We start from the raw sequence: 22,695 nt of genomic DNA, 5'->3' as shown, positions 1-22,695 counted from the left end.
CGCGCGCTTAGAAGCAGAAGCAGAAGCAGAACAACAGCACGAACGCTGGGCATTGTGGCCAGCCTGGGGCGAACCCTGCGCGCGCAGTGCGGTCTGCATAGGCTAAGCGTAGCTTCATACCTTCGCAGGTGGGTTTGCCTACGCGCTTGTGTCATCATGCTCCGACCGCCGGTGAGTCCTCCTAATAAGCCTTTCTATGAACAAACCATACGCATTGCTGCTTGCCTTCGCCCTGCTCCAGGGCTGCCAGAGCCTGGCCCCGCAAAAGGCCGAGCCTCCCGTCGCCGAAGCTGGCAAGGCAGAGGCGGAAAAGCCCGTGGTGTATGGTTCGTTCAAGCAGGACACACTCTATAGCCTGTTGGTGGCAGAGCTGGCCGGCCAGCGCAACCGTTTCGACATCGCCCTGGCCAACTACACCGATCAGGCAGCAAAAACCCAGGACCCAGCAGTTTCCGAGCGCGCCTACCGCATTGCCGAGTACCTCGGCGCCGACGAGCCGTCTCTGGAGAATGCACTGGTCTGGGCGCGCAACGACCCGCAGAACCTCGACGCCCAGCGCGCCGCCGCCATCCAGCTGGCCCGCGCCGGCCGCTATGACGAGTCCATGGCCTACATGGAAAAGGTACTGCAGGGCCAGGGCGACACCCACTTCGACTTCCTCGCCCTGTCCGCAGCCGAAACCGATCAGAGCACCCGCGACGGCCTGCTACACAGTTTCGAACGCCTGCTGGTGAAATACCCCGACAACGGCCAGCTGATATTCGGCAAGGCCCTGCTGCTGAACCAGGACGGCAAGACCGAAGAAGCCCTGGAATTGCTTGAGTCGCACCCGGCACAAAACGGCGAAGTCGCCCCGATCCTGCTGCGCGCCCGTCTGCTGCAGGCCCTGGACCGTGGTCCAGAGGCCCTGCCACTGCTGCGCGGGGCGATTCGCGACAACCCGGACGACAAACGCCTGCGCCTCACCTACGCTCGCACCCTGGTCGAACAGGACCGTATTGCCGATGCCAAAGGCGAGTTCATCAGTCTGGTCCAGCAATACCCCGATGATGACGAATTGCGCTACTCGCTGGCGCTGGTGTGCCTGGAGAACAAAGACTGGGATGAAGCCGAAGGCTACTTGCAGGAGCTGATCGAGCGCGACAGCTACGTTGACGCCGCGCACCTGAACCTGGGCCGCATCCACGAGGAGCGCCACGACCCTGCTGGCGCTCTGGATGAATACGCCCTGGTCGGCCCAGGCCCAGACTACCTGCCGGCACAGCTGCGCCAGGCCGACATCCTGATCGCCAACGGCCGCGGCAGCGATGCCTCGCGCCTGCTCGCCGAAGCGCGCGAAGCCCAGCCAGACTACGCCATCCAGCTATTCCTGATCGAATCGGAAAGCTACAGCAACAACAACAAGGACGCCCAGGCCAATCAGGTGCTGCAGCAAGCCATCCAGCGCTACCCGGACGACCTCAACCTGCTTTACACCCGCGCCATGCTGGCCGAGAAGCGCAACGATTTGACGCAGATGGAAAAAGACCTGCGCGCCATCATCGCCCGCGAGCCAGAAAACGCCATGGCCCTGAACGCCCTGGGCTACACCCTGGCCGACCGCACCACCCGCTATGCCGAAGCCAAGGCGCTGATCGACAAGGCCCACCAATTGACCCCCGATGACCCGGCAGTGCTCGACAGCCTGGGTTGGGTCAACTATCGCCTGGGCAACCTCGACGTCGCTGAAACCTACCTGCGCCAGGCCTTTGCCAACTTCCCCGACCACGAAGTGGCCGCCCACCTGGGCGAAGTACTGTGGGCCAACGGCAAGCGCCGCGAAGCCCGCCATGTATGGGCCAAGGGCTTCGAGGCCCAGGCCGACAGCCCTATACTGCGCAAGACCCTTTTGCGCCTGACCGGATCCGAGACTCTTTAACGCCATGTTCCTGCGCCATTGCATCACCTTTACCTTGATCGCCCTGCTGGCCGGCTGTGCCGGCTTCGGTAGCCGCGAGGCCCTGCAGGGCCACGGCGACCCGCAGCAGTGGCGCGCCCACAAAGCGCAGCTGAGCAGCCTCGATGGCTGGCAGATCAACGGCAAGGTCGGTATCCGTGCCCCGCGCGATTCCGGCAGCGGCACGCTGTTCTGGCTGCAACGTCAGGACTATTACGACATTCGCCTGGCCGGCCCGCTGGGCCGTGGCGCCGCACGCCTTACCGGCCGCCCGGGTGGCGTGGTGTTGGAAGTGGCCAACCAGGGCCGCTACGAAGCCACCAGCCCGGAAGCCCTGCTGGAAGAGCAACTGGGCTGGCAACTGCCGGTTTCGCACCTGGTCTGGTGGGTGCGCGGCCTGCCCGCCCCCGACAGCAAGAGCAAGCTGACCCTCGATGGCGACAGCCGCCTGGCCAGCCTCGACCAGGATGGCTGGCAGGTGCAGTACCTGAGCTACACCGAACAGAACGGCTACTGGTTGCCCGAGCGCCTGAAGCTGCACGGCAAGGACCTGGATGTGACCCTGGTGGTCAAGGACTGGCAGCCGCGCCAGCTGGGACATTGATCGCATGCAAAAGCTCACCCTGCCCGCCCCGGCCAAGCTCAACCTGTGGCTGCACATCATCGGCCGCCGCGCAGACGGGTACCACGAACTGGAAACGGTGTTCCAGTTTCTAGACCATGGCGACGAACTGAGTTTTGCCCTGCGTGACGATGGCGTGATCCGCTTGCACACCGAGATCGAGGCCGTTCCCCACGACAGCAACCTGATCGTACGGGCCGCGCGCATGCTGCAAGCTCAATCGGGCACCACGCTTGGCGCCGACATCTGGCTGACCAAGGTACTGCCCATGGGCGGAGGTATCGGCGGTGGCAGCTCGGACGCCGCGACCACCCTGCTGGCCTTGGCCCACCTGTGGCAACTGGACTGGGACGAAGACCGCCTGGCCGCACTGGGGCTTAGCCTGGGCGCCGATGTGCCGGTGTTCGTACGCGGCCACGCAGCATTCGCGCAAGGCGTAGGCGAACAACTGACCCCGGTCGACCCGATCGAACCCTGGTATGTCGTGCTGGTGCCGCAAGTGTCTGTCAGCACAGTAGAAATTTTTTCACATCCACAGTTGACACGTGATTCTCTCCCCCTTAAGATGCGCCCCGTTCCCGAGGGAAACAGTCGAAATGACTGCCAACCGGTGGTAGAGCAGAATTACCCAGAAGTTCGCAACGCGTTGAATTCACTGGGAAAATTCACTGAGGCTCGACTAACCGGCACTGGAAGTTGTGTGTTTGGGGCCTTCCCAAGCAAAGCCGAAGCTGATAAAGTTCTGGCCCTTCTTTCAGCGACCCAAACAGGGTTTGTGGCCAAAGGAAGCAATGTTTCGATGTTGCATCGTAAGCTGCAAAGTCTGGTCAAGAAGTCGAGCGCATGAGCGTTCGCAGCAACAGATACAGGGGCGTCGCCAAGCGGTAAGGCAGCAGGTTTTGATCCTGCCATGCGTTGGTTCGAATCCAGCCGCCCCTGCCATTTTCCTTATACTCATCCAGGTATACCCTCAGCCTTCAGGTACTGCGCGTGTCCAAGATGATGGTCTTTACGGGGAACGCTAACCCCGATCTGGCTCGGCGTGTCGTACGTCAGCTGCATATCCCTCTCGGTGACGTCTCTGTCGGTAAATTCTCCGACGGCGAGATCAGCACTGAGATCAATGAAAATGTTCGCGGTAAAGACGTTTTCATTATTCAGCCGACCTGCGCCCCGACCAACGATAACCTGATGGAACTGGTAGTGATGGCCGACGCCTTCCGCCGCTCCTCAGCATCCCGAATCACCGCCGTGATTCCCTACTTCGGATATGCCCGCCAGGACCGCCGTCCGCGTTCGGCACGTGTAGCCATCAGCGCCAAAGTCGTTGCTGACATGCTCACTGTCGTAGGTATCGACCGTGTACTCACCGTCGACCTGCACGCTGACCAGATCCAAGGCTTCTTCGATATCCCCGTCGACAACATCTACGGCTCGCCCGTACTGGTTGACGACATCGAAGACCAGCGTTTCGAGAACCTGATGATCGTCTCCCCGGACATCGGTGGTGTCGTGCGCGCACGCGCTGTCGCCAAGTCCCTGGGCGTCGATCTGGGTATCATCGACAAACGCCGCGAAAAGGCTAACCACTCCGAGGTTATGCACATCATCGGCGACGTCGAAGGGCGCACCTGCATCCTGGTAGACGACATGGTCGACACCGCCGGCACCCTGTGCCACGCGGCCAAGGCCCTGAAAGAGCACGGCGCTGCCAAGGTTTACGCCTACTGCACGCACCCTGTACTGTCGGGCCGCGCCATCGAGAACATCGAGAAGTCGGTACTGGACGAGCTGGTGGTGACCAACACCGTTCCGCTGTCCGCCGCTGCTCAAGCCTGTGATCGTATCCGCCAACTGGATATCGCACCGGTTGTCGCTGAAGCGGTACGCCGCATCAGCAACGAAGAATCGATCAGCGCGATGTTCCGCTAAGCGGGACACGTGTTGATGTGAAGCGCCCCGCCCCAACCTGTGTTGGGGCGGGGCTTTTTTGCCATCCCCGTTGGCGCTGGTCGCAAACGCCCTCGGGGGGCTATTTTGGAGAAACAAAATGACTGATTTTATTCTGAACGCCCAAGCGCGTACTGACCTGGGGAAAGGTGCGAGCCGCCGCCTGCGTCACTCGCTGAGCATCCCAGCCGTTGTCTACGGTGGCGATAAAGAAGCTCAATCCCTGACCATCCTGGCCAAGGAAATCACCAAGCTGTTCGAAAACGAAGCTGCCTTCAGCCACGTTATCGAACTGAACGTTGACGGTGTTAAGCAGAACGTCATCATCAAGGCCATGCAGCGCCACCCAGCCAAGCAGTTCATCATGCACGCTGACTTCGTTCGCGTCGTTGCTGGCCAGAAGCTGACCGCCAAGGTTCCGGTTCACTTCATCAACGAAGAAGCCCCGGTCAAGAAAGGCGGCGAGATCTCCCACGTTGAGTCCGAGATCGAAGTTTCCTGCGAAGCCAAAGACCTGCCTGAGTTCATCGAAGTTGATCTGGGCAACGCCGAAATCGGCACCATCATCCACCTGTCGGACCTGAAAGCTCCGAAAGGCGTAGAGTTCGTCGCTCTGGCCCACGGTGATGACAAAGCTGTTGCCAACGTTCACGCTCCACGCGTTGCTCCAGAAGCAGAAGGCGCTGCCGAGTAATCCACTCGCACGCCGGCGTTGATCGGGTTACAGTGCCGCGCGCACTGTAACCCACCAACTCCAAGGAAGAGCCCCTGACGTGACCGCCATCCAGTTGATCGTTGGCCTGGGTAACCCCGGCCCCGAATACGAACAGACCCGGCATAACGCAGGGGCTCTATTCGTTGAACGCCTTGCCAGCGCCCAGCGTGTTTCGCTGACCGCTGACAAAAAGTATTTCGGCCTGACGGCTAAATTCAGCCATCAGGGCAACGACGTTCGTTTGTTGATCCCCACCACCTACATGAACCGCAGCGGCCAGTCCGTAGCGGCCTTGGCCAATTTCTTTCGCATCAAGCCGGAAGCGATACTGGTGGCACACGACGAACTCGATCTGCCCCCGGGCGTTGCCAAGCTCAAGCGCGGCGGCGGCCATGGTGGGCACAACGGCCTGCGCGACATCATCGCGCAGCTCGGCAACCAGAACGACTTCCACCGCCTGCGGCTTGGCATCGGCCACCCGGGTGACGCCAAACTGGTATCCAACTTCGTCCTGGGCCGCGCGCCGCGCGCCGAGCAGGAGAAGCTCGACGCCAGCATCGATTTTGCCCTCGGCGTGCTGCCGGACGTGCTTGCCGGCGATTTCGCCAAGGCGATGCGCGAGCTGCACAGCCAGAAGGCCTGATTTCCTTTAGAGAGGGGAATACCCATGGGTTTCAATTGCGGCATCGTCGGCCTGCCCAACGTCGGCAAGTCCACCCTGTTCAACGCCCTGACCAAGTCTGGCATCGCGGCGGAGAATTTCCCTTTCTGCACCATCGAGCCGAACAGCGGCATCGTGCCTATGCCCGACGCTCGCCTGGCTGCGCTGGCTGAAATCGTCAAGCCAAACCGCATCCTGCCGACCACCATGGAATTCGTCGACATCGCCGGCCTGGTTGCCGGTGCCTCGAAAGGCGAAGGCCTGGGCAACAAGTTCCTCGCCAACATCCGCGAGACCGATGCCATTGCCCACGTGGTGCGCTGCTTCGAAGACGAAAACGTGATCCACGTTTCCAACAGCGTCGACCCCAAGCGTGACATCGAGATCATCGACCTCGAACTGATCTTCGCCGACCTCGACAGCTGCGAAAAGCAACTGCAGAAGGTAGCCCGCAACGCCAAGGGCGGCGACAAGGATGCCTTGGCGCAAAAGGCCATTCTGGAAAAGCTGATCCCGCACTTCACCGAAGGCAAGCCTGCGCGCAGCCTGATGAAGCACATGGCTGACGACGAAAAGGCTGTCATCCGTGGCTTCCACTTGCTGACCAGCAAACCGGTGATGTACATCGCCAACGTGGCCGAAGACGGCTTCGACAACAACCCACACCTGGACGTCGTCAAGGCCATTGCCGAGGAAGAAGGCGCGGTAGTGGTGCCAGTGTGCAACAAGATCGAAGCAGAAATCGCCGAGCTGGAAGACGGTGAAGAGAAGGACATGTTCCTCGAAGCCCTGGGCCTCGAAGAGCCTGGCCTGAACCGTGTGATCCGCGCCGGTTACGAGCTGCTGAACCTGCAGACCTACTTCACTGCCGGCGTGCAGGAAGTACGCGCCTGGACCGTTCGCGTCGGAGCCACTGCCCCGCAGGCAGCCGGCGTTATCCACACCGACTTCGAAAAAGGCTTCATCCGCGCTGAAGTGGTGGCCTATGACGACTTCATCCAGTTCAAGGGTGAAGCCGGTGCCAAGGAAGCCGGTAAGTGGCGTCTGGAAGGCAAGGATTACATCGTCAAAGACGGCGACGTGATGCACTTCCGCTTCAACGTCTAAGCGTTAGCCTGCTGTAACTACAAACCCTTGAGGTCTGCACCTCAGGGGTTTTGTTTTTCTGGGATGCAGGGTGGGAGCATTCGTTCTACCGTATTCCCATGGGTAGCCACCTGCCCCTGTCATCAAAGACCGCTGCGACCGATAGAGGCGCCACCATCTACGTAGATTGTCTGTCCGGTAATGAAAGCGCTGCGATCCCCGAGCAGGAAGGTGACTGCCGAAGCGACCTCGTGTGGCTGCCCGAGCCGCCCCATCGGCACGCCGTCGATATAGGCGGCTTCGCCAGCACTGCCTACCGGGTTACCACTGCGGAACAGTTCGGTCTCGATCGGCCCTGGAGCAACTGCATTAACCGTGATTCCTGTCTGGGCCAGTTCCAGCGCCCAACTGCGAGTGAAGCTGACCAGCGCTGCCTTTGCAGCGGCGTAAGAAGTGCGCTGACGAATGCCGAGCACGGTCAGGCTGGAGATATTCACCACGCGGCCCCAGCAGCGCTCGCGCATCCCTGGCAGCAGCGCTTGGGTCGCCTGCAGCGCGGGATGCAGGTTGACCCGCATTACTTCGTCGAAGCTTGCCAGGTCAATTTCGCCCAGTGGCTGGGGACGGACCAGGCCCACATTGTTTACCAGGCCGTCGAATGCATAGCGTTTGGTCAAGTCGGCCAGTGTCGCAATCAAACGCTCTGAGTCGCTCAAGTCGGTGGCGATCAGTTCGCCGGGGAAGCTGGCATCCGCAGCCTGGCGGGCGATACCAACGACTTGGTGGCCCTCCTCCACCAGTTGCTCGGAGATTGCCCGGCCGATGCCTTTGCTGGCTCCTGTAACAAGAAAAGTACGTTGCGTCATAGCGTGTCTCTACCGTTAGTGTTTTTGCAGACGATGCAATATGGCTTGGCCCACCTGGGCCGCTGACGCCGGGTTCTGCCCAGTGATCAATTCACGGTCGATGACAACATTAGGCGCCCACGGCGATGGGTTGCTCTGATACTGCCCACCGGCGCGCTCCAGGGCGGTCTGCGGATAGAACTTCATCTGCCCTCCGCCGAGCAGGCCCTTGGCCTGTTCTTCTTCCTGATTGCTGATGACTGTCATGCGATAGCCGGCATAAATCCAGTCTTCGGGCGTTGCTGTCCGGTTCCCGCTCTCCAGTGCCTGGATCAGCTTCTGCGGCCGTTCCAGCGCCGAGAGCAGAGCAATGGGACCGTGGCAAACCAGCGCGGTGGTTTTACCCTCGGCGTGGAAAGCGCGAAGCAGACGCCCCAGCGCCGGGTCGGCGAGCAGGTCTTGCATCGGGGCGTGGCCGCCAGGCACATAGACTGCATCGAAGTTGCCATAACCAATCTGCTCCACGCGGGACAGGCTGATCACCGGCGAATGCTTCGCAGAAGTAAGCTGCAGCTGATCCAGCAGCGCCTGATATTGCTCCAGTTGCTTCGGATCGTTGCCGAAGTACTGGGCCGCGGCCGAGCTACGGTCCAACGTCGGCGCGCGACCGAGGGGAGTAGCGAAGGTAACTTGATGGCCTGCGTCCAGCAGCGTTTTGGTCGGCTCCAGCAGTTCGTTGAGGTAGAAACCGGTTGCAAATGCCTTGCCGTCGCGAAGCTCCAGGTGGCTCTCGTCAGACAGTACCACAAGGACGTTCGCCGCATGAGCGCCCAGACTCGCGCTGCCTATGACAGCAGCCAGGGCCAGTCGTTGGTAAGTGCGCATAGCATTCCCTCCATTCAGGCACAGGCGGGATGCCGTGCACTGACCGACACTTTATTGGCGATCAGACAAGCGATAAATTGGGCCTGTAGAAAAGCATTTTTGCTTTGGAGAACAAAATGGCGCGACGGTTTGGTCACCTGGGGGATGTCGAGGCGCTGCTGGAAGTGGTCGAACGTGGCTCGCTCAGTGCGGCAGCGGTGGCCTTGGCGACCACCCCGTCGGTGGTTAGTCGGGCCATTTCGCGGCTTGAGTTGCACCTGGGGGTGCAGTTACTACGCCGTACCACGCGTCGCTTGAGCCTCACCGACAGTGGCCTGGAATACGTCGAGCAGGCGCGCGCTGCGTTCCAGCAGATCGCCAGCGCAGAGCAAGCCCTGAGCGGCCATGGCGAAGTACAGGGCCGTGTGCGCCTAAGCGCACCAACCACTTATGGGCATCACCGGTTGCCGGCCATGCTGGCAGCCTTCGCCCTGCGCTATCCGAAAGTGCAGGTCGAGTTGAACATCACCAATCGTAATGTCGACCTGGTGGCCGAAGGGTATGACCTGGCTATTCGCCTTGGCGACCTGCCGGACAGTAGCCTGGTGGCGCGTCGGCTAGAGGAGGCTCGACTATGCCTGGTCGCCGCGCCAGCTTACCTCGCGCGTGCCGGCAGGCCGCAATCACTGGCGGAACTGGCCGGACACAACTGCCTGCCTTTCATCATGCCCAGCAATGGCAGGCCAGGCGTTTGGCAGTTCCGTCAAGGAGAGGAGGAACTGCTCTTCGTTCCGCAGGGAAATCCGGTGGTGGCGGACGATGTGCTGGGGTGCATCTCACTGGCCGAGCAAGGTGTCGGGATCTGCCAGACCTACGAGTTCATAGTCGCAGAACGCCTGCAGCGGGGCCGGTTGGTGCGCTTGCTGGAGGACTACGAGGGGGCCCGACGGCCCTTCTCGGTCATCTATCCGCCACATCGCCAGCTGTCGGGGGCCAGCAGGGCATTGATCGATTCTTTGATGACAACGGGCCGCAAAGCGGCACTCGATCCCAGCATCTAAGCTGAGGTTCAGCGCCCTTCTCGCCCAGAGCCGACACCATGCCCCACCCCACTCGTTTCGACTGGCAACGCTGGTTACCCGGCCTGGTCACCCTGCTCCACTACAAGGCAGCCTGGCTACCCAAGGACATCGCCGCCGGCCTGGTGCTCACCACCATGCTGGTGCCTGTGGGCATCGCCTACGCCGAAGCTTCCGGCGTCCCCGGCATCTATGGTCTGTACGCCACCATCATCCCTCTGCTGGCCTATGCCCTGTTCGGTCCCAGCCGTATCCTGGTGCTGGGCCCGGACTCGGCGCTGGCCGCGCCTATCCTGGCGGTGGTGGTGCAATACGCGGCCAGCGACCCGCAGCGGGCGATCGCCATCGCCAGTATGATGGCCTTGGTCGCCGGGGCGTTCTGTGTGATTGCCGGGCTGCTGCGCCTGGGCTTTATCACCGAGTTGCTGTCCAAGCCCATCCGCTATGGATACATGAACGGCATCGCCTTGACCGTATTGATCAGCCAGTTGCCCAAGCTGTTCGGCATCAAAGTCGACAGCGAAGGGCCCTTGCGCGACCTTTGGTCCTTGGGCCAGGCGCTATACGCCGGCCAAGGGCACTGGCCAAGCTTTGTCGTGGGTGCCGGTAGCCTGGCGCTGATTCTGCTGCTCAAACCGTTCAAGCGCCTGCCGGGCATCCTGATCGCCGTGGTACTGGCGACGCTGGCAGTGAGCGTGTTCAACCTCAATCAGATGGGCGTCAAGGTGCTCGGGCAACTGCCCCAGGGCCTGCCCGGCTTCGTCTTCCCCTGGGTCAGCGACATTGACCTGGTCGAGGTGCTACTGGGCGGGATTGCAGTGGCGCTGGTGTCGTTCGCCGACACCAGTGTGCTGTCACGCTCCTATGCCGCGCGCCTCAAGATGCGGGTAAACCCCAACCAGGAAATGTTCGGCCTGGGCGTGGCCAACCTGGCCTCGGGGCTGTTCCAGGGCATACCAATCAGCAGCAGTTCGTCGCGTACCCCAGTGGCCGAAGCTGCCGGCTCGCAGACCCAGCTCACCGGCATCATCGGCGCCCTGGCGGTAACCCTGTTGCTGCTGGTAGCGCCCAATCTGATGCAGCACCTGCCCAACAGCGCTTTGGCTGCGGTGGTGATTGCCGCTGCACTGGGGCTGTTCGAGTTTGCCGACCTCAAGCGTATCTTCCGCATGCAGCAGTGGGAGTTCTGGCTGTCGTTCACCTGCTTTGTCGGCGTGGCAGTGTTCGGTGCCATTCCCGGTATCTGCATTGCCGTGGTGGTGTCGGTGATCGAGTTCCTGTGGGACGGCTGGCGGCCGCACCACGCGGTGCTTGGCCGGGCGGATGGGCTGCGCGGTTACCATGACATGCAGCGTTATCCACAGGCCCGGCGTATTCCAGGGCTGGTGCTGCTGCGCTGGGACGCGCCGTTGTTCTTTGCCAACGCCGAGCAGTTCCAGAACACAGTGATGGCGGCGGTAGACGCGTCGCCAACGCCGGTGCAACGGGTGGTAATTGCCGCTGAGCCTGTGACCAGTATCGATATCACTTCGGCGGACATGCTGGCCGAGCTGGACCGGGCATTGGAGGGGCGGGGGGTGGAGTTGCAGTTCGCCGAAATGAAGGATCCGGTGAAGGACAAGATGCGGCAGTTCGAGTTGTTCGAGCATATGGGGGAGAAGGCCTTTCATCCAACGGTGGGCGCAGCGGTGGATGCCTATCTGGAAGAGAGTGGGGTTGATTGGCAGCCCTGAATGGCCTGGGGGAGCGGGCTTAACCGCGAAGAAGCCCGCGCCGACTCCGAAGCCGGTCAATCCAGATCAACATGGCGCTGGCATACACCGACACCGCCAGAAACAGCGCCATACGCACCGCAAATGCCTTGTACACATCCTGCCCACCTGCACTGTCCTGCACCGACTGCCCCAGCAAGATCAACATGGTCGTCAGGCAACTGACCCAGTACGCCGGGCTCTGCCGGCTCGGCACCGCCTGGTACAGGCGCCGAGCCTGCCAGAGGGCGAACAGCAGGACCCACAAAAAGAACATCCACAGGTGAACGAACAGGCTCAGCGCTACCCACAACACTATCGCCAACACCCCGGCAAGCACGGTTGAACCGATCAGCTCGCGGCTGGCGTGCCGCGCGCGGGTTTCACCGGCTTGTTGCCCCACGCTCACGGCCTTCATGATCAACGGCATGTACTGGTCAGGGGCGATCAATGCCAGCAGAAAGGCCGGCATCACGATCAACGTGGCACGCAGCGCCACCCAGCTGACATGCTCGCTGCCCAGCAGCGGCGGTACCGGCGGTGCTGGCGCATTGGCAGGTTCGGGGAACAACCTGTGCGCCACTGACGTGCCCAGCACTGCCAGCAGCATGCCTTTGGCCAGCGCTTCGACCACCGACAGTGCCAGGGTGAAGTCACTGGTGCCGGCAGCGGCGATCATGGTCAGGCCGACCACCAGCAGGTTGGCCAGCAGGCCGTTGCCGCCCTTCAGTGCATAGCGCAAGGTCAGGAAAACACCCACCCCGACCAGTAACACCCCGGCCAACGGAGCATGGCGCAACAGCGGAATCAGCAGCAACCCGCTGCCGCAAGCGAGCAGCACCAATAACGCCAGGGCCGGTGCCGCACGCAGGGGCAATGGCTGACTGCGCATGGCCAGCAACAGCACCGCAAACACCGGCGCCAGGATCGGCACCGGCAAGCCGATACCAAAGCTCACCGCCAGGCACAACGCCACACCCCAGGCCAGGCGCAGCGCCCGCAAGCGGCGCCATTCAATAGGCATACGACAGCCAGCTCATCAGCCACATGAACAACCGGCCCAGCAGGTTCAGTGGGTTGCCTTCGCTGGGCAGAGCCATGACCTCGGCCTGACCACCGACCCGCAGCACGGTCTTGTCCTGAAGCTGGTCGCGCTCCAGCTGGACAATCACCGGAAAGCGCTGCGCCGAACGCAGCCACTCGCGGCTATTCTGCACGGTCGGCAGCGTACCCGGCGGCGTGCTCTGGCCCACGCTCACGCCATAGCCAATGCTGCGGATACGCCCTTTCAACACGGTGCCCGGCAGCGCATCGAGCACCACCAGCACCGGGGTTTCAGGACGCAAGCGACCGAGGTTGTTCTCGGTCATGTCGGCACTTATCCACACATCATGGATACTGATCAGGGTCATCATCGGGCTGCCCGCCCCGACATAGTGGCCAACGTCTGTGCGCAGGTCGGTGATCAACCCGTTCGCGTCGGCACGCACGACGGTACGGGCAAGGTCCAGGCGGGCCTTTTCCACATTGGCCGCAGCACTGCGCAGCTGGGCGTTGTCTTCCTGTGCCCCGCCCTGCTGCTCACGGGCGCGCTCCACTTCGGCGCGGGCTGCCGCCACTTGGCTGATGGCCTGGTCACGAGTGGCCTGGGCGCCTTCCAGGCGGCGCACCGACACCGTACCGGGGTCCTCGTCAATCAGCCGTTTGAGGCGCTCGGCGTCCTGCCGCGCCTTACGTTCGTTGGCCTGGGCGGCCACCAGCGCTGCCTGCGCCGAATCGATGCCGGCGGTACTGGCGCCGATCTGCCGGCGCACGGTATCGAGGTCGGCTTCGGCACGGGCCAAGGCAATGCGGTACTGCTCCTGATCGAGTTCGAACAGCACATCGCCCTGGCGCACCTCCTGGTTGTTGCCTACGGCCACACGCTTGATCTGCCCGGCCACTTCGGCGGCCACCGGGACCACGTAAGCCTGCAGGCGAGCTTGCTGGGTGTACGGCGTATAGCGGTCAGCCAGCAAGTACCAGAGCAGGCTGACGGCAATCAGCAGCAGCACCCAGCGCATGCCGCGATCCGGGGCTGACGGGGGCGGCGTGGGCGTGGCGTCGCTCATTCGGTTTCACCTTGTGCATGCGCGGAGGGGGCTGGCTCGTCGAGCAATTCGCCCCAGTCGGTGCGTTGCTGCATTTGCTGGCGGGTAGCCGGGTCGATCGGCGCGCGGCTGGCGTCCCAACCACCACCCAGGGCCTTGTACAACGTCACCAGGCTGCTAACCGCGTTGCCACGGCTGACCAGGTAACCGTCCTGTTGCTGCAACAGCAGTTGCTGAGCATCGAGCACCCGTTGAAAATCAGCGAAGCCTTCGCGGTATTGCGAGCTGGCCAGATTCAGCGAGCGCTGCGCAGCCTGAGAGGCCTGGTCGCGAATGGTTGCACTCTGCAGCGAGCGCACCAGCCCGCTGGCAGCATCGTCGGCCTCACGGGCGGCTTCGCGCACGCCCTGGTGGTACAACTCGATCAGTTGCTGCAAGCGGGCATCTTCCACGCGTACGGTGTTCTTGCGCCGGCCATAGTCGAACGGGTTCCAGATCAGGCTTGGGCCAGCCGCCAGGTCGAAGGTGTCAGGCAGATGATTGGCCGATAGAAAGGTCCAGCCGATACTGCCGAGCAAGCTCAGCTGTGGATAAAGATCGGCCTCGGCCACCCCGACCAGCGCCGACTGCGCCGCCACTGCCTGCTCGGCGGCACGGATGTCCGGGCGGCGCTGCAGCAGGCTGGCCGGTACATCCTGCAACACTGCCCGGTTGGGCAAGGGCAGTTGGCCATGCCCGGCCGCCAGCTGCGGCAGCGGCCCAGGCGGGCGGCCGAGCAGCGAACACAGCACATTGCGCAGGGCATTGAGCTGGTTCTCGAACTCGGGAATGGTGGCCAGGGTCGCCAGGTATTGAGTACGCGCCTGCTGCCAGTCGAGTTCGTCATTTTCACCGTGGCGGAACAACCGCTCGGTGATCTCCAGGCTACGCGCCTGGCGCTTGGCGTTCTCTTGTGCAATAGCCAGCCGCGCTTCGGCAGTGCGCAGGGCAAAGTAGGTGTCGGCCACCTGCGCACGTAGCAGCAGCATGGCATCGGCGTAGTTGGCCTGGGAGGCGAAATAGACGGCATCGGCGCTTTCGATGGCGCGACTGAAGCGGCCCCAGAAGTCAATTTCCCAGCCGATGTCGAAGCCCACGCTGGATTGCCAGAACACCGAATCACGGGCCGAAGGCGTACCAGACTGATCCTGCTTCAGGTACAGGCTTTGTGCGCTCAGTTGCTGCAGCTGCGGATAACGCCCGGTCTGCACGATGGACAACTGGGCACGGGCTTCAGCGATACGCAGGCCAGCCACGCGCAGGTTGGTGTTGTTGGCGTCGGCCTCGGCTATCAGCGCGTCCAACGTTGGGTCGGCAAACACTGCCCACCACTGGCGCAGGTCGGGCGCCGCCGCGCTGCGCCCGGCCTGCTCCAGCATTGGCGTGCTCCAGCCGCCCAACCACGGCGTTTGGGGCTTTTCATAATCCGGGCCGACCTGGGTGCAACCGGCCAGCACCATCAGCAGCCCCAGGCCACAGCAGCGGTTGGGCATGGCTCAGGCGGCAGGTGGTGCCGGTTGCTCCGGCACCTGCAGCGCAACCCATTGCCAGAACAACACGTAGGCCACGCCAAGGATTACCGGGCCGATGAACAAGCCGATGATGCCTTTGACCACCATCCCGCCCAATGCGCCGATCAGTACCACCGGCATTGGTACATCGACCCCGCGCCCCAGCAGCAGCGGCTTGAGCACGTTGTCGGCAAGGCCGGCGACAAAGGTGTAGACGGCAAAAATGATGGTCGCCACCGTGAAGCCTTCGGCGTTGAACACATAAATGATCACCGGCAAGGTCACCAGCGTCGCCGGGGCCTGTGCAATGCCCAGCATGAGGATGACGATGGCCAGCATCCCGGCACCGGGAACCCCTTTGACGATAAAGCCAACACCGATCAGCAGCATCTGGATGAAGGCAATGCCAATCACCCCTTGTGCCACCGCGCGAATGGTAGCCGTACACAGCGTGGCCAGGGGTTTACCGCGCTCTGCGCCTGAAACCCGCATGGCGATGCGCTGGGCAGCGATTTCACCGCGTTCACCGAAGGCCATGATGACCCCGGAAATGATGATTGCGCCGATGAACAGAAGGAAAGCCCCACCGGCGCTGGCCGCAGCGCCCAGCACCGTTAGCCCGGCCCCCTTGATCTGGGGCATCCACTGATTCAGCACACTGGCCATGTTTTCGGAGGCCGCCAACCACAGCGCATGCACCTTCGGCCCGATCAGTGGCCAGGCCGCCACGGAATCTGGCGGGACCGGCACGCTCCAGGCGCCGCTCTTGAGTAGCATCACCAAGCTGTCCACCGATTCGCCAATGGACATCATCACCAGGTAGATAGGCACCAGAAGCAGCACCAGAACCAGTAGCACCACCAGCGTCGCCACATAGCCTTGCTTGAGCCCGGTGCGGCGCTGGATACGGCAATGCAACGGGTACAACGTAACCGCCAGGATCACCGCCCACATCATCAACTCCAGGAACGGCTGAAACACCTGGAAAGCGAAGATCACCAAGGCTGCCACCAGACCGGCCTTGATGAGCACATCGAGCAAGCCCCGCGAAAGGGCGCTGTCCAGCTTGAAACTCGACTGCATGATTTCACCTCCCGATACTCAATGCGCCAGCAAGGCGCAATTCACTGCCCCGTTTCAGGGGATGCCTGTACAGGGCTGTCATCGCGCAGCTGCCGCGCCAGGGCCATCATGACCAAGGGCACCACCGCCATCGACAAGGTGATGGCCAGCACCAGCAGGTCGTGTACCTGTTGGGTGAGTACCTGGTGCTCCAGCGCCAGCTTGAACACCACGAAGGCAAACTCGCCGCCCGAAGCCAGCACCACGCCCAGGCATAACGCCTGGGCCTGGTTGAGCCCACCGACCGTATGCCCCAGGCCATACAGCAAGGGCAGCTTGATGGCCACCAGCAGCACGGTGAGGCCCAGCACCATCAGCGGCATGCCGAACAGCAGGCGCAGGTCGGCACTCATACCTACGCCAACGAAGAACAATCCAAGCAGCAGGCCTTTGATCGGCTCGATCTGGGTTTCCAGTTCGTGGCGGAACGGCGACTCGGCCATCAGCACACCGGCCAGAAACGCACCCAGCGCCATCGACACACCCACATGCTCCATCAACCAAGCGGTGCCCAGCACGACCAGCAAGGCCGTGGCGGTCGACAGCTCAGGCAGGCCCGAACCCACCGTCCACTTGAATATCGGGGTCAGCAGATAACGGCCAAAAACAATCAGCACACCAATGCCGACAGCTACAGCCAGCAAAGGCCAGGCACCTTCGTCAGCAGTGCTGACATCGCCACCGAGCAGCGGCACCACGGCAATCAGGGGAATGGCGGCAATGTCCTGGAACAGCAGGATGGCCACGGCCAGGCGGCCATGGGGTTTGCCCAGGTCCTTGCGCTCGGCCAGTACCTGCAAGCCAAAGGCGGTGGACGACAGCGCCAGGCCCAGCCCCAGCACGATGGCGGCGGGTTTCGATTGGTCGAACAGCCAGAATGCCAGTAGCCCAAGCAGCACGGCGGTCAGCCCCACTTGCAAACTGCCGACGCCAAATAGCGCCCGGCGCATGGTCCACAGGCGCTTTGGGGACAACTCCAGGCCAATCACGAACAACAGCATGACCACGCCCATTTCCGACAGCCGCGCCACGTTGTCCGGGTTGCCGAGCAGGCCAAACACCGACGGACCAATCAAGATACCCGCCAAGAGATAGCCCGGTACTGCGCCCATTTTCAGACGCTGCGCCAGCGGTACCAGAAGCACCACAGCCAGAAGGAATACTACCGTCGCCTGCAACAGGCTGCCGTCATGTGGCATGAGCTCGTACCTTCGCAGCGCCCTGCAGGGAGGGGTTCAGAAACGTTCTTCGACGAACTTGAACGGGTAGGCGACCGCCTTGTACTTGCCGATCTTGCCGCGTTTGGGCAGCTTCACCAGCTGGTCGCGGGTTATATCCTTGTAGGGAATACGGCTGAGCAAATGGCTGATGATATTCAGCCGGGCGCGACGTTTGTCGTTGGAATTGGCCATGAACCACGGCGCCCAAGCGGTATCCGACGCCTGGAACATTTCGTCACGCGCTTGGGTGTAGTCATCCCAGCGGCTATACGACTTGAGGTCCATCGGCGACAACTTCCACAGCTTGCGGCCGTCGTTGATGCGATCCTGCAGGCGCCGGGTCTGCTCATCGGCGCTGACTTCAAGCCAGTACTTGATGAGGATGATCCCCGAATCGACCATGACCCTTTCGAAAACAGGCACACCAGTCAGAAACTTGTCCACTTGCTCGCCAGAGCAAAAGCCCATTACCCGCTCAACGCCCGCACGGTTGTACCAGCTGCGATCGAAGATCACCACTTCCCCCGCCGCAGGCAGATGGCCCAGGTAACGCTGCAGGTACATCTGGGTCTTTTCCCGCTCGGTCGGTGCGGGCAGCGCCACTACACGAAACACCCGCGGGCTGACACGCTCGGTAATGGCCTTGATGGTGCCGCCCTTGCCGGCGCCATCGCGGCCTTCGAAGACAATGCATACCTTCAGGCCCTTGGCGACCACCCACTCCTGTAGCTTCACCAGCTCGACATGCAGGTTCTTGAGCGCTTTTTCGTAGGCCTTGCCGCCCAGCTTTTCTGGCTGTTTTTTGGGGGGCTTCCTGGACGGCTTCGACATGACACGCTCCTGAAGGCGAATGAAGAGTGAGTATGGTCGATTAATGCCAGTTTGCCGCTTCGCTTGCAGATTGATGTGGGGGCTGTCGTGCAGCCCCCGGGAGGCACTATTTGGCCAGCTTGTTGTAACTGGTCATCAGGTTGCGGTAGTCCGGGATATGGTTGGAGAACAGGGTACCCAGCCCTTCGATGTCGTTGCGCCAGTCTCGGTGCAGTTCGCAGGCCACGCCGAACCAGGTCATCAGCTGTGCCCCGGCAGCCTCCATGCGTCGCCAGGCCGAATCACGGGTCAGTTCGTTGAACGTGCCAGAGGCGTCGGTGACGACGAACACCTCGAAGCCCTCCTCCAACGCCGACAGGGCCGGGAAGGCTACGCATACTTCAGTGACCACACCAGCAATCAGCAGCTGCTTCTTGCCGGTGGCTTTTACCGCTTTGACGAAATCTTCGTTGTCCCAGGCGTTGATGTTGCCCGGGCGTGCAATGTAGGGGGCATCGGGGAACTGCTCTTTCAGCTCCGGCACCAGCGGGCCGTTGGGCCCCGTCTCGAAGCTGGTGGTGAGGATGGTCGGCAGCTTGAAGTATTTGGCCAGGTCAGACAGGGCCAAGACGTTGTTCTTGAAGCGGTCGGGGTCGATGTCCCTTACCAGCGAGAGCAAGCCGGTCTGGTGGTCGACCAGCAGTACGGCTGCGTTGTTCTTGTCCAGACGCTTGTATTGGAAGGTCACAGTGGATCTCCTTGCTTCAGCGGGTTGGGAATATCAGCGTAGGCAAGGATAGAGGGTGGGAGAGACCGTCAGTCGGCTTGCCTGTACTGCCATGTGTCCCATCAGTTCACAAATTCCTGAACTGATTATTTGCCGCCAGCGATTTTTCCCCTCGCCAACCGCCACCAGAATCGCTTCACCACAATCACAAAAAACCGTGAGGCCACTCCCGTGGACCAGACACTCCAAGTGCGGCAAGCCGCCGCCGACCTCGTCGCGGCGTTCGCCAGCAACGACACCGCCCGCTATTTCGCCTCCTTCAGCGAAGACGCCACCTTTCTGTTCCACACCTTGCCGTATCCGCTGCTGTCGCGTCGCGCCTATGAAGAGCTGTGGGCCCAGTGGCAGGCCGAGGGCTTCACCGTGCTTGCCTGCGAATCGGGCAACGCCCATGTAAACCTGAAAGGCGACGTGGCTGTTTTCATGCACGATGTGGCCACGCGTATCCGCATCGGCGGTGAAGAGCACCCGTTGAGCGAGCGCGAGACCATTGTCTTCCGCCGCCATGGTGACCAGTGGCTGGCCTGCCACGAGCACCTGTCGGTCGTAACACCGGCCTGATCACCCTTTACGCGGCGCTGCCGCCCTGCCATCGCACCCACAAAAAGGCCCGCGCACTGCGCTGGCTACAACAACCGCGCTGGAGCACCACCATGAGCCACTCGACCGGTATCGAGACCAACGGCGTCGAGCAGATCCCCGCCGATCAACGCGACGCCTCCCCGCTAGACCTGTTCCGCCTGATCTTCGGCGGTGCCAATACCTTCGCGACCGCCGTACTGGGCAGCTTCCCGGTGCTTTTCGGGTTGTCATTCCAGGCGGGTGTGTGGGCGATTCTGCTTGGCGTTGGCATCGGCGCGCTGATCCTTGCACCGATGGGGCTGTTCGGCGCGCTTAACGGCACCAACAACGCCGTTTCATCGGGCGCGCACTTTGGCGTACACGGGCGTATCGTCGGCTCGTTCCTGTCGCTGCTCACGGCGGTGGCGTTTTTCTCGCTCTCGGTATGGAGCTCGGGCGATGCATTGGTCGGTGGTGCCAAGCGCCTGGCCGGCCTGCCAGAGACCGACCTGACCCTGGGGCTGGCCTACGGTGTGTTCGCGGTGCTGGTCCTGGTGGTCTGCATCTTTGGCTTCCGCTTCATGCTGTGGGTCAACAAGATTGCCGTGTGGGCCTCGAGCCTGCTGTTCCTGCTGGGCATCGTCGCCTTTGCCGGGCCCTTCGATGCCGGCTACGCAGGCAGCGTCAACCTTGGCCAGGCAGGCTTCTGGGCTGCATTCGTCGGCGCGGCGATCCTGGCCATGAGCAACCCGGTGTCGTTTGGCGCCTTCCTGGGTGACTGGTCGCGCTACATTCCACGCGAAACCCCCAAGGCACGCATCATGCTGGCAGTGATCGCAGCACAGGGAGCGACGCTGATTCCGTTCCTGTTCGGCCTGTGTACGGCCACCCTGGTCGCCACCCAGGCGCCGGACTACATTGCCGCCAACAACTATGTCGGCGGCCTGCTGGCGGTAGCGCCAAGCTGGTTCTTCCTGCCGGTGTGCCTGATTGCGGTGATCGGCGGCATGTCCACCGGCACCACCGCGCTGTATGGCACCGGCCTGGACATGTCCAGCGTGTTCCCACGCTTGCTCAGCCGAGCCGGCGCCACCCTGCTGATCGGCGTGCTGGCGATCGGCTTCATCTTCATTGGCCGCTTCACCTTCAACCTCGTGCAGAGCGTATCGACCTTTGCCGTGCTGATCATTACCTGCACCAGCCCGTGGATGGTGATCATGATCCTTGGCCTGATTACCCGCCGCGGCTTCTACCACGCCGACGACCTGCAGGTATTCACCCGCGGCCAGCGTGGTGGCCACTACTGGTTCCTGCACGGCTGGAACTGGCGCGGCATGGGGGCGTGGATCCCCAGCGCGGCGGTCGGCCTGTGCTTCGTCAACCTGCCGGGGCAGTTCGTCGGCCCACTGGGTGACCTGGCGGGCGGCATCGACCTGAGCCTGCCGGTCACGCTGGGGCTGGCTGGCGTGCTGTACCTGCTGTTACTCAACCTGTTCCCTGAACCTGCTGGCGTGTATGGCCCCTTGGGCCCGCGATGGGTGCGTTGCAAAAGCACCGCGCATACGCCTGTGACCACTGCCAAAATGGCCTGACTGGAAACCGACCATGACCACTTCCCACTATATCGCCGGCCATTGGGTCGAAGGCCAAGGCAGCGACTGCATCAGTGTCAACGACCCTGCACTGGGGCAACCGTTCGCCGAGCTGATGGCCGCCAGCGTGAGCCAGGTCGACCAGGCCGTCGCCGCTGCCCGCAGCGCCCTGCCCGCCTGGAAAAGCACCGGCGCCAGTGAACGTGCCGCCTTCCTGCGTGGTTTTGCCGAACAGCTCGGGCAACGCCGTGAAGCGCTTGTAACCCTGCAGATGCGCAATAACGGAAAACCGCGTCACGAAGCGGAAATCGACCTGGATGACGCCATCGCCACCTTTGGCTATTACGCCGAGCTGGCCGAGCAACTGCCATCGAAAAACCGCACCGTGCCGCTGGCTGCGCCGGGTTTCACCGCCCGCACCCGCCTTGAACCGGTGGGCGTGGTCGGCCTGATCGTGCCGTGGAACTTCCCGTTGGTGACCAGCGCCTGGAAACTTGCTCCGGCCTTGGCCGCCGGTTGCACCGTGGTGCTCAAGCCTTCAGAGGTCACCCCGCTGATCGAGCAGGCCTACGGCCAGATCGCCGACGCCCTGGGCCTGCCCGCCGGGGTGCTGAACATCGTCAACGGCAAGGCCGAGACCGGCGCCGCACTGAGTAACCACAACGGCCTGGACAAGTTGTCCTTCACAGGTAGCAACAGCGTCGGCAGCCAGGTGATGCGCAGCGCTTCGGCGCAGTGCCGGCCGGTGACGCTGGAACTGGGCGGCAAGTCGGCCATCGTAGTGTTCGATGATTGCGATGTCGACCAGGCGGTGGAATGGATTGTTGCCGGCATCAGCTGGAACGCCGGCCAGATGTGTTCGGCCACATCGCGGCTGCTGGTGCAGGACGGCCTTGCCGATGCACTGCTGCCGCGCTTGCAGGCGGCACTGGAAAACCTGCGGGTGGGTAATCCTTTGACCGAAGAGGTCGACATGGGTCCGCTGACCAGCCAGGCGCAATGGCTGAAGGTGGCCAGCTACTTTGCCACGGCGCGGGAAGAAGGTTTGCAGTGCCTGGCTGGCGGCCATGCACTGGACCGTGAAGGCTGGTTCGTCAGCCCGACGCTGTATACCGATGTGCCGAAAGACAGCCGCCTGTGGACTGAGGAAATCTTTGGCCCGGTGCTCTGCGCACGGCGCTTTGCCAGCGAGGAACAGGCCATTGCCGAAGCCAATGACAGCCGCTTCGGGCTGGTCGCCACCGTGTGCTCCGCCGACCTGGAACGCGCCGAGCGCGTGGCCGATGCGCTGGAGGTTGGCCATGTGTGGATCAACTCGGTGCAGGCGGTGTTCGTCGAAACGTCATGGGGGGGCACCAAGGGCAGCGGGATCGGCCGTGAGCTGGGGCCTTGGGGGTTGTCAGCCTATCAGTCGGTCAAGCATGTAACCCGCTGTCTGGGCTGATATCGCAAGG

21 protein-coding genes and 1 tRNA gene are annotated in these 22,695 nt (G+C 62.4%); 13 read left to right on the top strand and 9 right to left on the bottom strand.

Going from position 1 to position 22,695, the window contains the following annotated elements; all coding sequences use genetic code 11:
- Positions 1–196 precede the first annotated feature (196 nt).
- The 8 genes from ACF8Q6_RS23640 (at position 197) to ychF (ending at position 6,991) form a co-directional block, all read left to right on the top strand.
- Positions 197–1,918, top strand: a complete 1,722-nt coding sequence (locus ACF8Q6_RS23640) for a tetratricopeptide repeat protein (protein WP_012051182.1) — start codon at positions 197–199, stop codon at positions 1,916–1,918.
- Between the two features lie 4 nt (positions 1,919–1,922).
- On the top strand, positions 1,923–2,540 hold the full coding sequence (gene lolB / locus ACF8Q6_RS23635) for a lipoprotein insertase outer membrane protein LolB (RefSeq protein ID WP_010951969.1): 618 nt from the start codon (positions 1,923–1,925) through the stop codon (positions 2,538–2,540).
- 4 nt (positions 2,541–2,544) lie between these two features.
- The gene (gene ispE, locus ACF8Q6_RS23630) at positions 2,545–3,405 is read left to right on the top strand and encodes a 4-(cytidine 5'-diphospho)-2-C-methyl-D-erythritol kinase (protein WP_010951968.1); all 861 of its coding nucleotides are present in this window, start codon (positions 2,545–2,547) and stop codon (positions 3,403–3,405) included.
- Between the two features lie 20 nt (positions 3,406–3,425).
- Positions 3,426–3,500, top strand: a tRNA-Gln gene (locus tag ACF8Q6_RS23625).
- 48 nt (positions 3,501–3,548) lie between these two features.
- Positions 3,549–4,490 (top strand): ribose-phosphate pyrophosphokinase, encoded by a 942-nt coding sequence (locus ACF8Q6_RS23620; protein WP_003247410.1) that lies wholly within the window; start codon positions 3,549–3,551, stop codon positions 4,488–4,490.
- 118 nt (positions 4,491–4,608) lie between these two features.
- Complete coding sequence (locus ACF8Q6_RS23615; RefSeq protein WP_003247411.1) at positions 4,609–5,202, top strand: 50S ribosomal protein L25/general stress protein Ctc; 594 nt, start codon at positions 4,609–4,611, stop codon at positions 5,200–5,202.
- Between the two features lie 79 nt (positions 5,203–5,281).
- On the top strand, positions 5,282–5,866 hold the full coding sequence (gene pth / locus ACF8Q6_RS23610; RefSeq protein WP_003247413.1) for an aminoacyl-tRNA hydrolase: 585 nt from the start codon (positions 5,282–5,284) through the stop codon (positions 5,864–5,866).
- 24 nt (positions 5,867–5,890) lie between these two features.
- Positions 5,891–6,991, top strand: coding sequence for a redox-regulated ATPase YchF (ychF, locus tag ACF8Q6_RS23605; RefSeq protein WP_003247414.1), 1,101 nt, complete (start codon positions 5,891–5,893; stop codon positions 6,989–6,991).
- A gap of 122 nt (positions 6,992–7,113) precedes the next feature.
- On the opposite strand, the gene ACF8Q6_RS23600 is transcribed toward ychF, so the two are convergent.
- Positions 7,114–7,836, bottom strand: a complete 723-nt coding sequence (locus ACF8Q6_RS23600; protein WP_014589659.1) for an SDR family oxidoreductase — start codon at positions 7,834–7,836, stop codon at positions 7,114–7,116.
- A 15-nt stretch (positions 7,837–7,851) separates the two neighbouring features.
- Complete coding sequence (locus ACF8Q6_RS23595) at positions 7,852–8,700, bottom strand: type 1 glutamine amidotransferase domain-containing protein (protein WP_054888548.1); 849 nt, start codon at positions 8,698–8,700, stop codon at positions 7,852–7,854.
- Positions 8,701–8,816: 116 nt separating this feature from the next.
- Between ACF8Q6_RS23595 and ACF8Q6_RS23590 the strand changes: the two genes are divergently transcribed.
- Together ACF8Q6_RS23590 and ACF8Q6_RS23585 are read left to right on the top strand one after the other, a co-directional pair.
- Positions 8,817–9,740 (top strand): LysR family transcriptional regulator, encoded by a 924-nt coding sequence (locus ACF8Q6_RS23590; protein ID WP_004575690.1) that lies wholly within the window; start codon positions 8,817–8,819, stop codon positions 9,738–9,740.
- Between the two features lie 38 nt (positions 9,741–9,778).
- Positions 9,779–11,491: a SulP family inorganic anion transporter gene (locus ACF8Q6_RS23585; protein WP_014755316.1), complete on the top strand. Its 1,713-nt coding sequence runs from the start codon at positions 9,779–9,781 to the stop codon at positions 11,489–11,491.
- A gap of 19 nt (positions 11,492–11,510) precedes the next feature.
- Here the strand turns inward: ACF8Q6_RS23585 and ACF8Q6_RS23580 are convergent, their stop codons facing one another.
- The 7 genes from ACF8Q6_RS23580 to ycaC form a co-directional block, all read right to left on the bottom strand.
- A complete protein-coding gene (locus ACF8Q6_RS23580) occupies positions 11,511–12,533 on the bottom strand; it encodes a DUF2955 domain-containing protein (protein ID WP_392490601.1) in 1,023 nt (340 codons plus the stop codon).
- A complete protein-coding gene (locus ACF8Q6_RS23575; RefSeq protein ID WP_003247419.1) occupies positions 12,523–13,620 on the bottom strand; it encodes an HlyD family secretion protein in 1,098 nt (365 codons plus the stop codon). Before ACF8Q6_RS23575 ends, ACF8Q6_RS23580 begins: the two co-directional genes overlap by 11 nt.
- Positions 13,617–15,131, bottom strand: a complete 1,515-nt coding sequence (locus ACF8Q6_RS23570; protein ID WP_392490600.1) for an efflux transporter outer membrane subunit — start codon at positions 15,129–15,131, stop codon at positions 13,617–13,619. The genes ACF8Q6_RS23575 and ACF8Q6_RS23570 overlap by 4 nt, the downstream gene beginning before the upstream one ends.
- A 3-nt stretch (positions 15,132–15,134) precedes the next feature.
- Entirely contained in the window at positions 15,135–16,232 is a 1,098-nt protein-coding gene (locus tag ACF8Q6_RS23565; RefSeq protein ID WP_392490599.1) for an AI-2E family transporter, read from the bottom strand.
- Between the two features lie 41 nt (positions 16,233–16,273).
- Positions 16,274–17,470, bottom strand: a complete 1,197-nt coding sequence (locus ACF8Q6_RS23560) for a monovalent cation:proton antiporter-2 (CPA2) family protein (protein ID WP_161774991.1) — start codon at positions 17,468–17,470, stop codon at positions 16,274–16,276.
- A 36-nt stretch (positions 17,471–17,506) separates the two neighbouring features.
- On the bottom strand, positions 17,507–18,322 hold the full coding sequence (gene ppk2, locus ACF8Q6_RS23555; RefSeq protein WP_392490598.1) for a polyphosphate kinase 2: 816 nt from the start codon (positions 18,320–18,322) through the stop codon (positions 17,507–17,509).
- A 106-nt stretch (positions 18,323–18,428) separates the two neighbouring features.
- Positions 18,429–19,049, bottom strand: a complete 621-nt coding sequence (gene ycaC, locus ACF8Q6_RS23550) for an isochorismate family cysteine hydrolase YcaC (protein ID WP_003247424.1) — start codon at positions 19,047–19,049, stop codon at positions 18,429–18,431.
- A gap of 210 nt (positions 19,050–19,259) precedes the next feature.
- Between ycaC and ACF8Q6_RS23545 the strand changes: the two genes are divergently transcribed.
- The 3 genes from ACF8Q6_RS23545 to ACF8Q6_RS23535 all read left to right on the top strand — a co-directional run bounded on the left by ACF8Q6_RS23545 (position 19,260) and on the right by ACF8Q6_RS23535 (position 22,685).
- The gene (locus tag ACF8Q6_RS23545) at positions 19,260–19,649 is read left to right on the top strand and encodes a nuclear transport factor 2 family protein (protein WP_392490597.1); all 390 of its coding nucleotides are present in this window, start codon (positions 19,260–19,262) and stop codon (positions 19,647–19,649) included.
- Positions 19,650–19,741: 92 nt separating this feature from the next.
- Complete coding sequence (locus ACF8Q6_RS23540) at positions 19,742–21,241, top strand: cytosine permease (RefSeq protein WP_012051171.1); 1,500 nt, start codon at positions 19,742–19,744, stop codon at positions 21,239–21,241.
- A 13-nt stretch (positions 21,242–21,254) separates the two neighbouring features.
- Positions 21,255–22,685, top strand: coding sequence for an aldehyde dehydrogenase family protein (locus ACF8Q6_RS23535; RefSeq protein ID WP_392490596.1), 1,431 nt, complete (start codon positions 21,255–21,257; stop codon positions 22,683–22,685).
- Positions 22,686–22,695 lie beyond the last annotated feature (10 nt).

The organism is Pseudomonas sp. GLN_2, from assembly GCF_043106005.1.
GTDB classification, from domain to species: domain Bacteria; phylum Pseudomonadota; class Gammaproteobacteria; order Pseudomonadales; family Pseudomonadaceae; genus Aquipseudomonas; species Aquipseudomonas alloputida.
Note: the sequence above shows the minus strand (reverse complement) of the source record. Positions and strands in the feature narration are given on the sequence as shown.

What these genes read in the sequence shown, in the direction of transcription:
- ACF8Q6_RS23570 (WP_392490600.1), bottom strand. Translation starts at nt 15,131, where the DNA reads ATGCCCAACCGCTGCTGTGGCCTGGGGCTGCTGATGGTGCTGGCCGGT.
- ychF (WP_003247414.1), top strand. Translation starts at nt 5,891, where the DNA reads ATGGGTTTCAATTGCGGCATCGTCGGCCTGCCCAACGTCGGCAAGTCC.
- ACF8Q6_RS23575 (WP_003247419.1), bottom strand. Translation starts at nt 13,620, where the DNA reads ATGAGCGACGCCACGCCCACGCCGCCCCCGTCAGCCCCGGATCGCGGC.
- ACF8Q6_RS23640 (WP_012051182.1), top strand. Translation starts at nt 197, where the DNA reads ATGAACAAACCATACGCATTGCTGCTTGCCTTCGCCCTGCTCCAGGGC.
- ACF8Q6_RS23535 (WP_392490596.1), top strand. Translation starts at nt 21,255, where the DNA reads ATGACCACTTCCCACTATATCGCCGGCCATTGGGTCGAAGGCCAAGGC.
- lolB (WP_010951969.1), top strand. Translation starts at nt 1,923, where the DNA reads ATGTTCCTGCGCCATTGCATCACCTTTACCTTGATCGCCCTGCTGGCC.
- ACF8Q6_RS23540 (WP_012051171.1), top strand. Translation starts at nt 19,742, where the DNA reads ATGAGCCACTCGACCGGTATCGAGACCAACGGCGTCGAGCAGATCCCC.
- ACF8Q6_RS23585 (WP_014755316.1), top strand. Translation starts at nt 9,779, where the DNA reads ATGCCCCACCCCACTCGTTTCGACTGGCAACGCTGGTTACCCGGCCTG.
- ppk2 (WP_392490598.1), bottom strand. Translation starts at nt 18,322, where the DNA reads ATGTCGAAGCCGTCCAGGAAGCCCCCCAAAAAACAGCCAGAAAAGCTG.
- ACF8Q6_RS23565 (WP_392490599.1), bottom strand. Translation starts at nt 16,232, where the DNA reads ATGCAGTCGAGTTTCAAGCTGGACAGCGCCCTTTCGCGGGGCTTGCTC.
- ACF8Q6_RS23580 (WP_392490601.1), bottom strand. Translation starts at nt 12,533, where the DNA reads ATGCCTATTGAATGGCGCCGCTTGCGGGCGCTGCGCCTGGCCTGGGGT.
- ACF8Q6_RS23595 (WP_054888548.1), bottom strand. Translation starts at nt 8,700, where the DNA reads ATGCGCACTTACCAACGACTGGCCCTGGCTGCTGTCATAGGCAGCGCG.
- ACF8Q6_RS23600 (WP_014589659.1), bottom strand. Translation starts at nt 7,836, where the DNA reads ATGACGCAACGTACTTTTCTTGTTACAGGAGCCAGCAAAGGCATCGGC.
- ACF8Q6_RS23615 (WP_003247411.1), top strand. Translation starts at nt 4,609, where the DNA reads ATGACTGATTTTATTCTGAACGCCCAAGCGCGTACTGACCTGGGGAAA.
- ACF8Q6_RS23560 (WP_161774991.1), bottom strand. Translation starts at nt 17,470, where the DNA reads ATGCCACATGACGGCAGCCTGTTGCAGGCGACGGTAGTATTCCTTCTG.
- ACF8Q6_RS23590 (WP_004575690.1), top strand. Translation starts at nt 8,817, where the DNA reads ATGGCGCGACGGTTTGGTCACCTGGGGGATGTCGAGGCGCTGCTGGAA.
- ispE (WP_010951968.1), top strand. Translation starts at nt 2,545, where the DNA reads ATGCAAAAGCTCACCCTGCCCGCCCCGGCCAAGCTCAACCTGTGGCTG.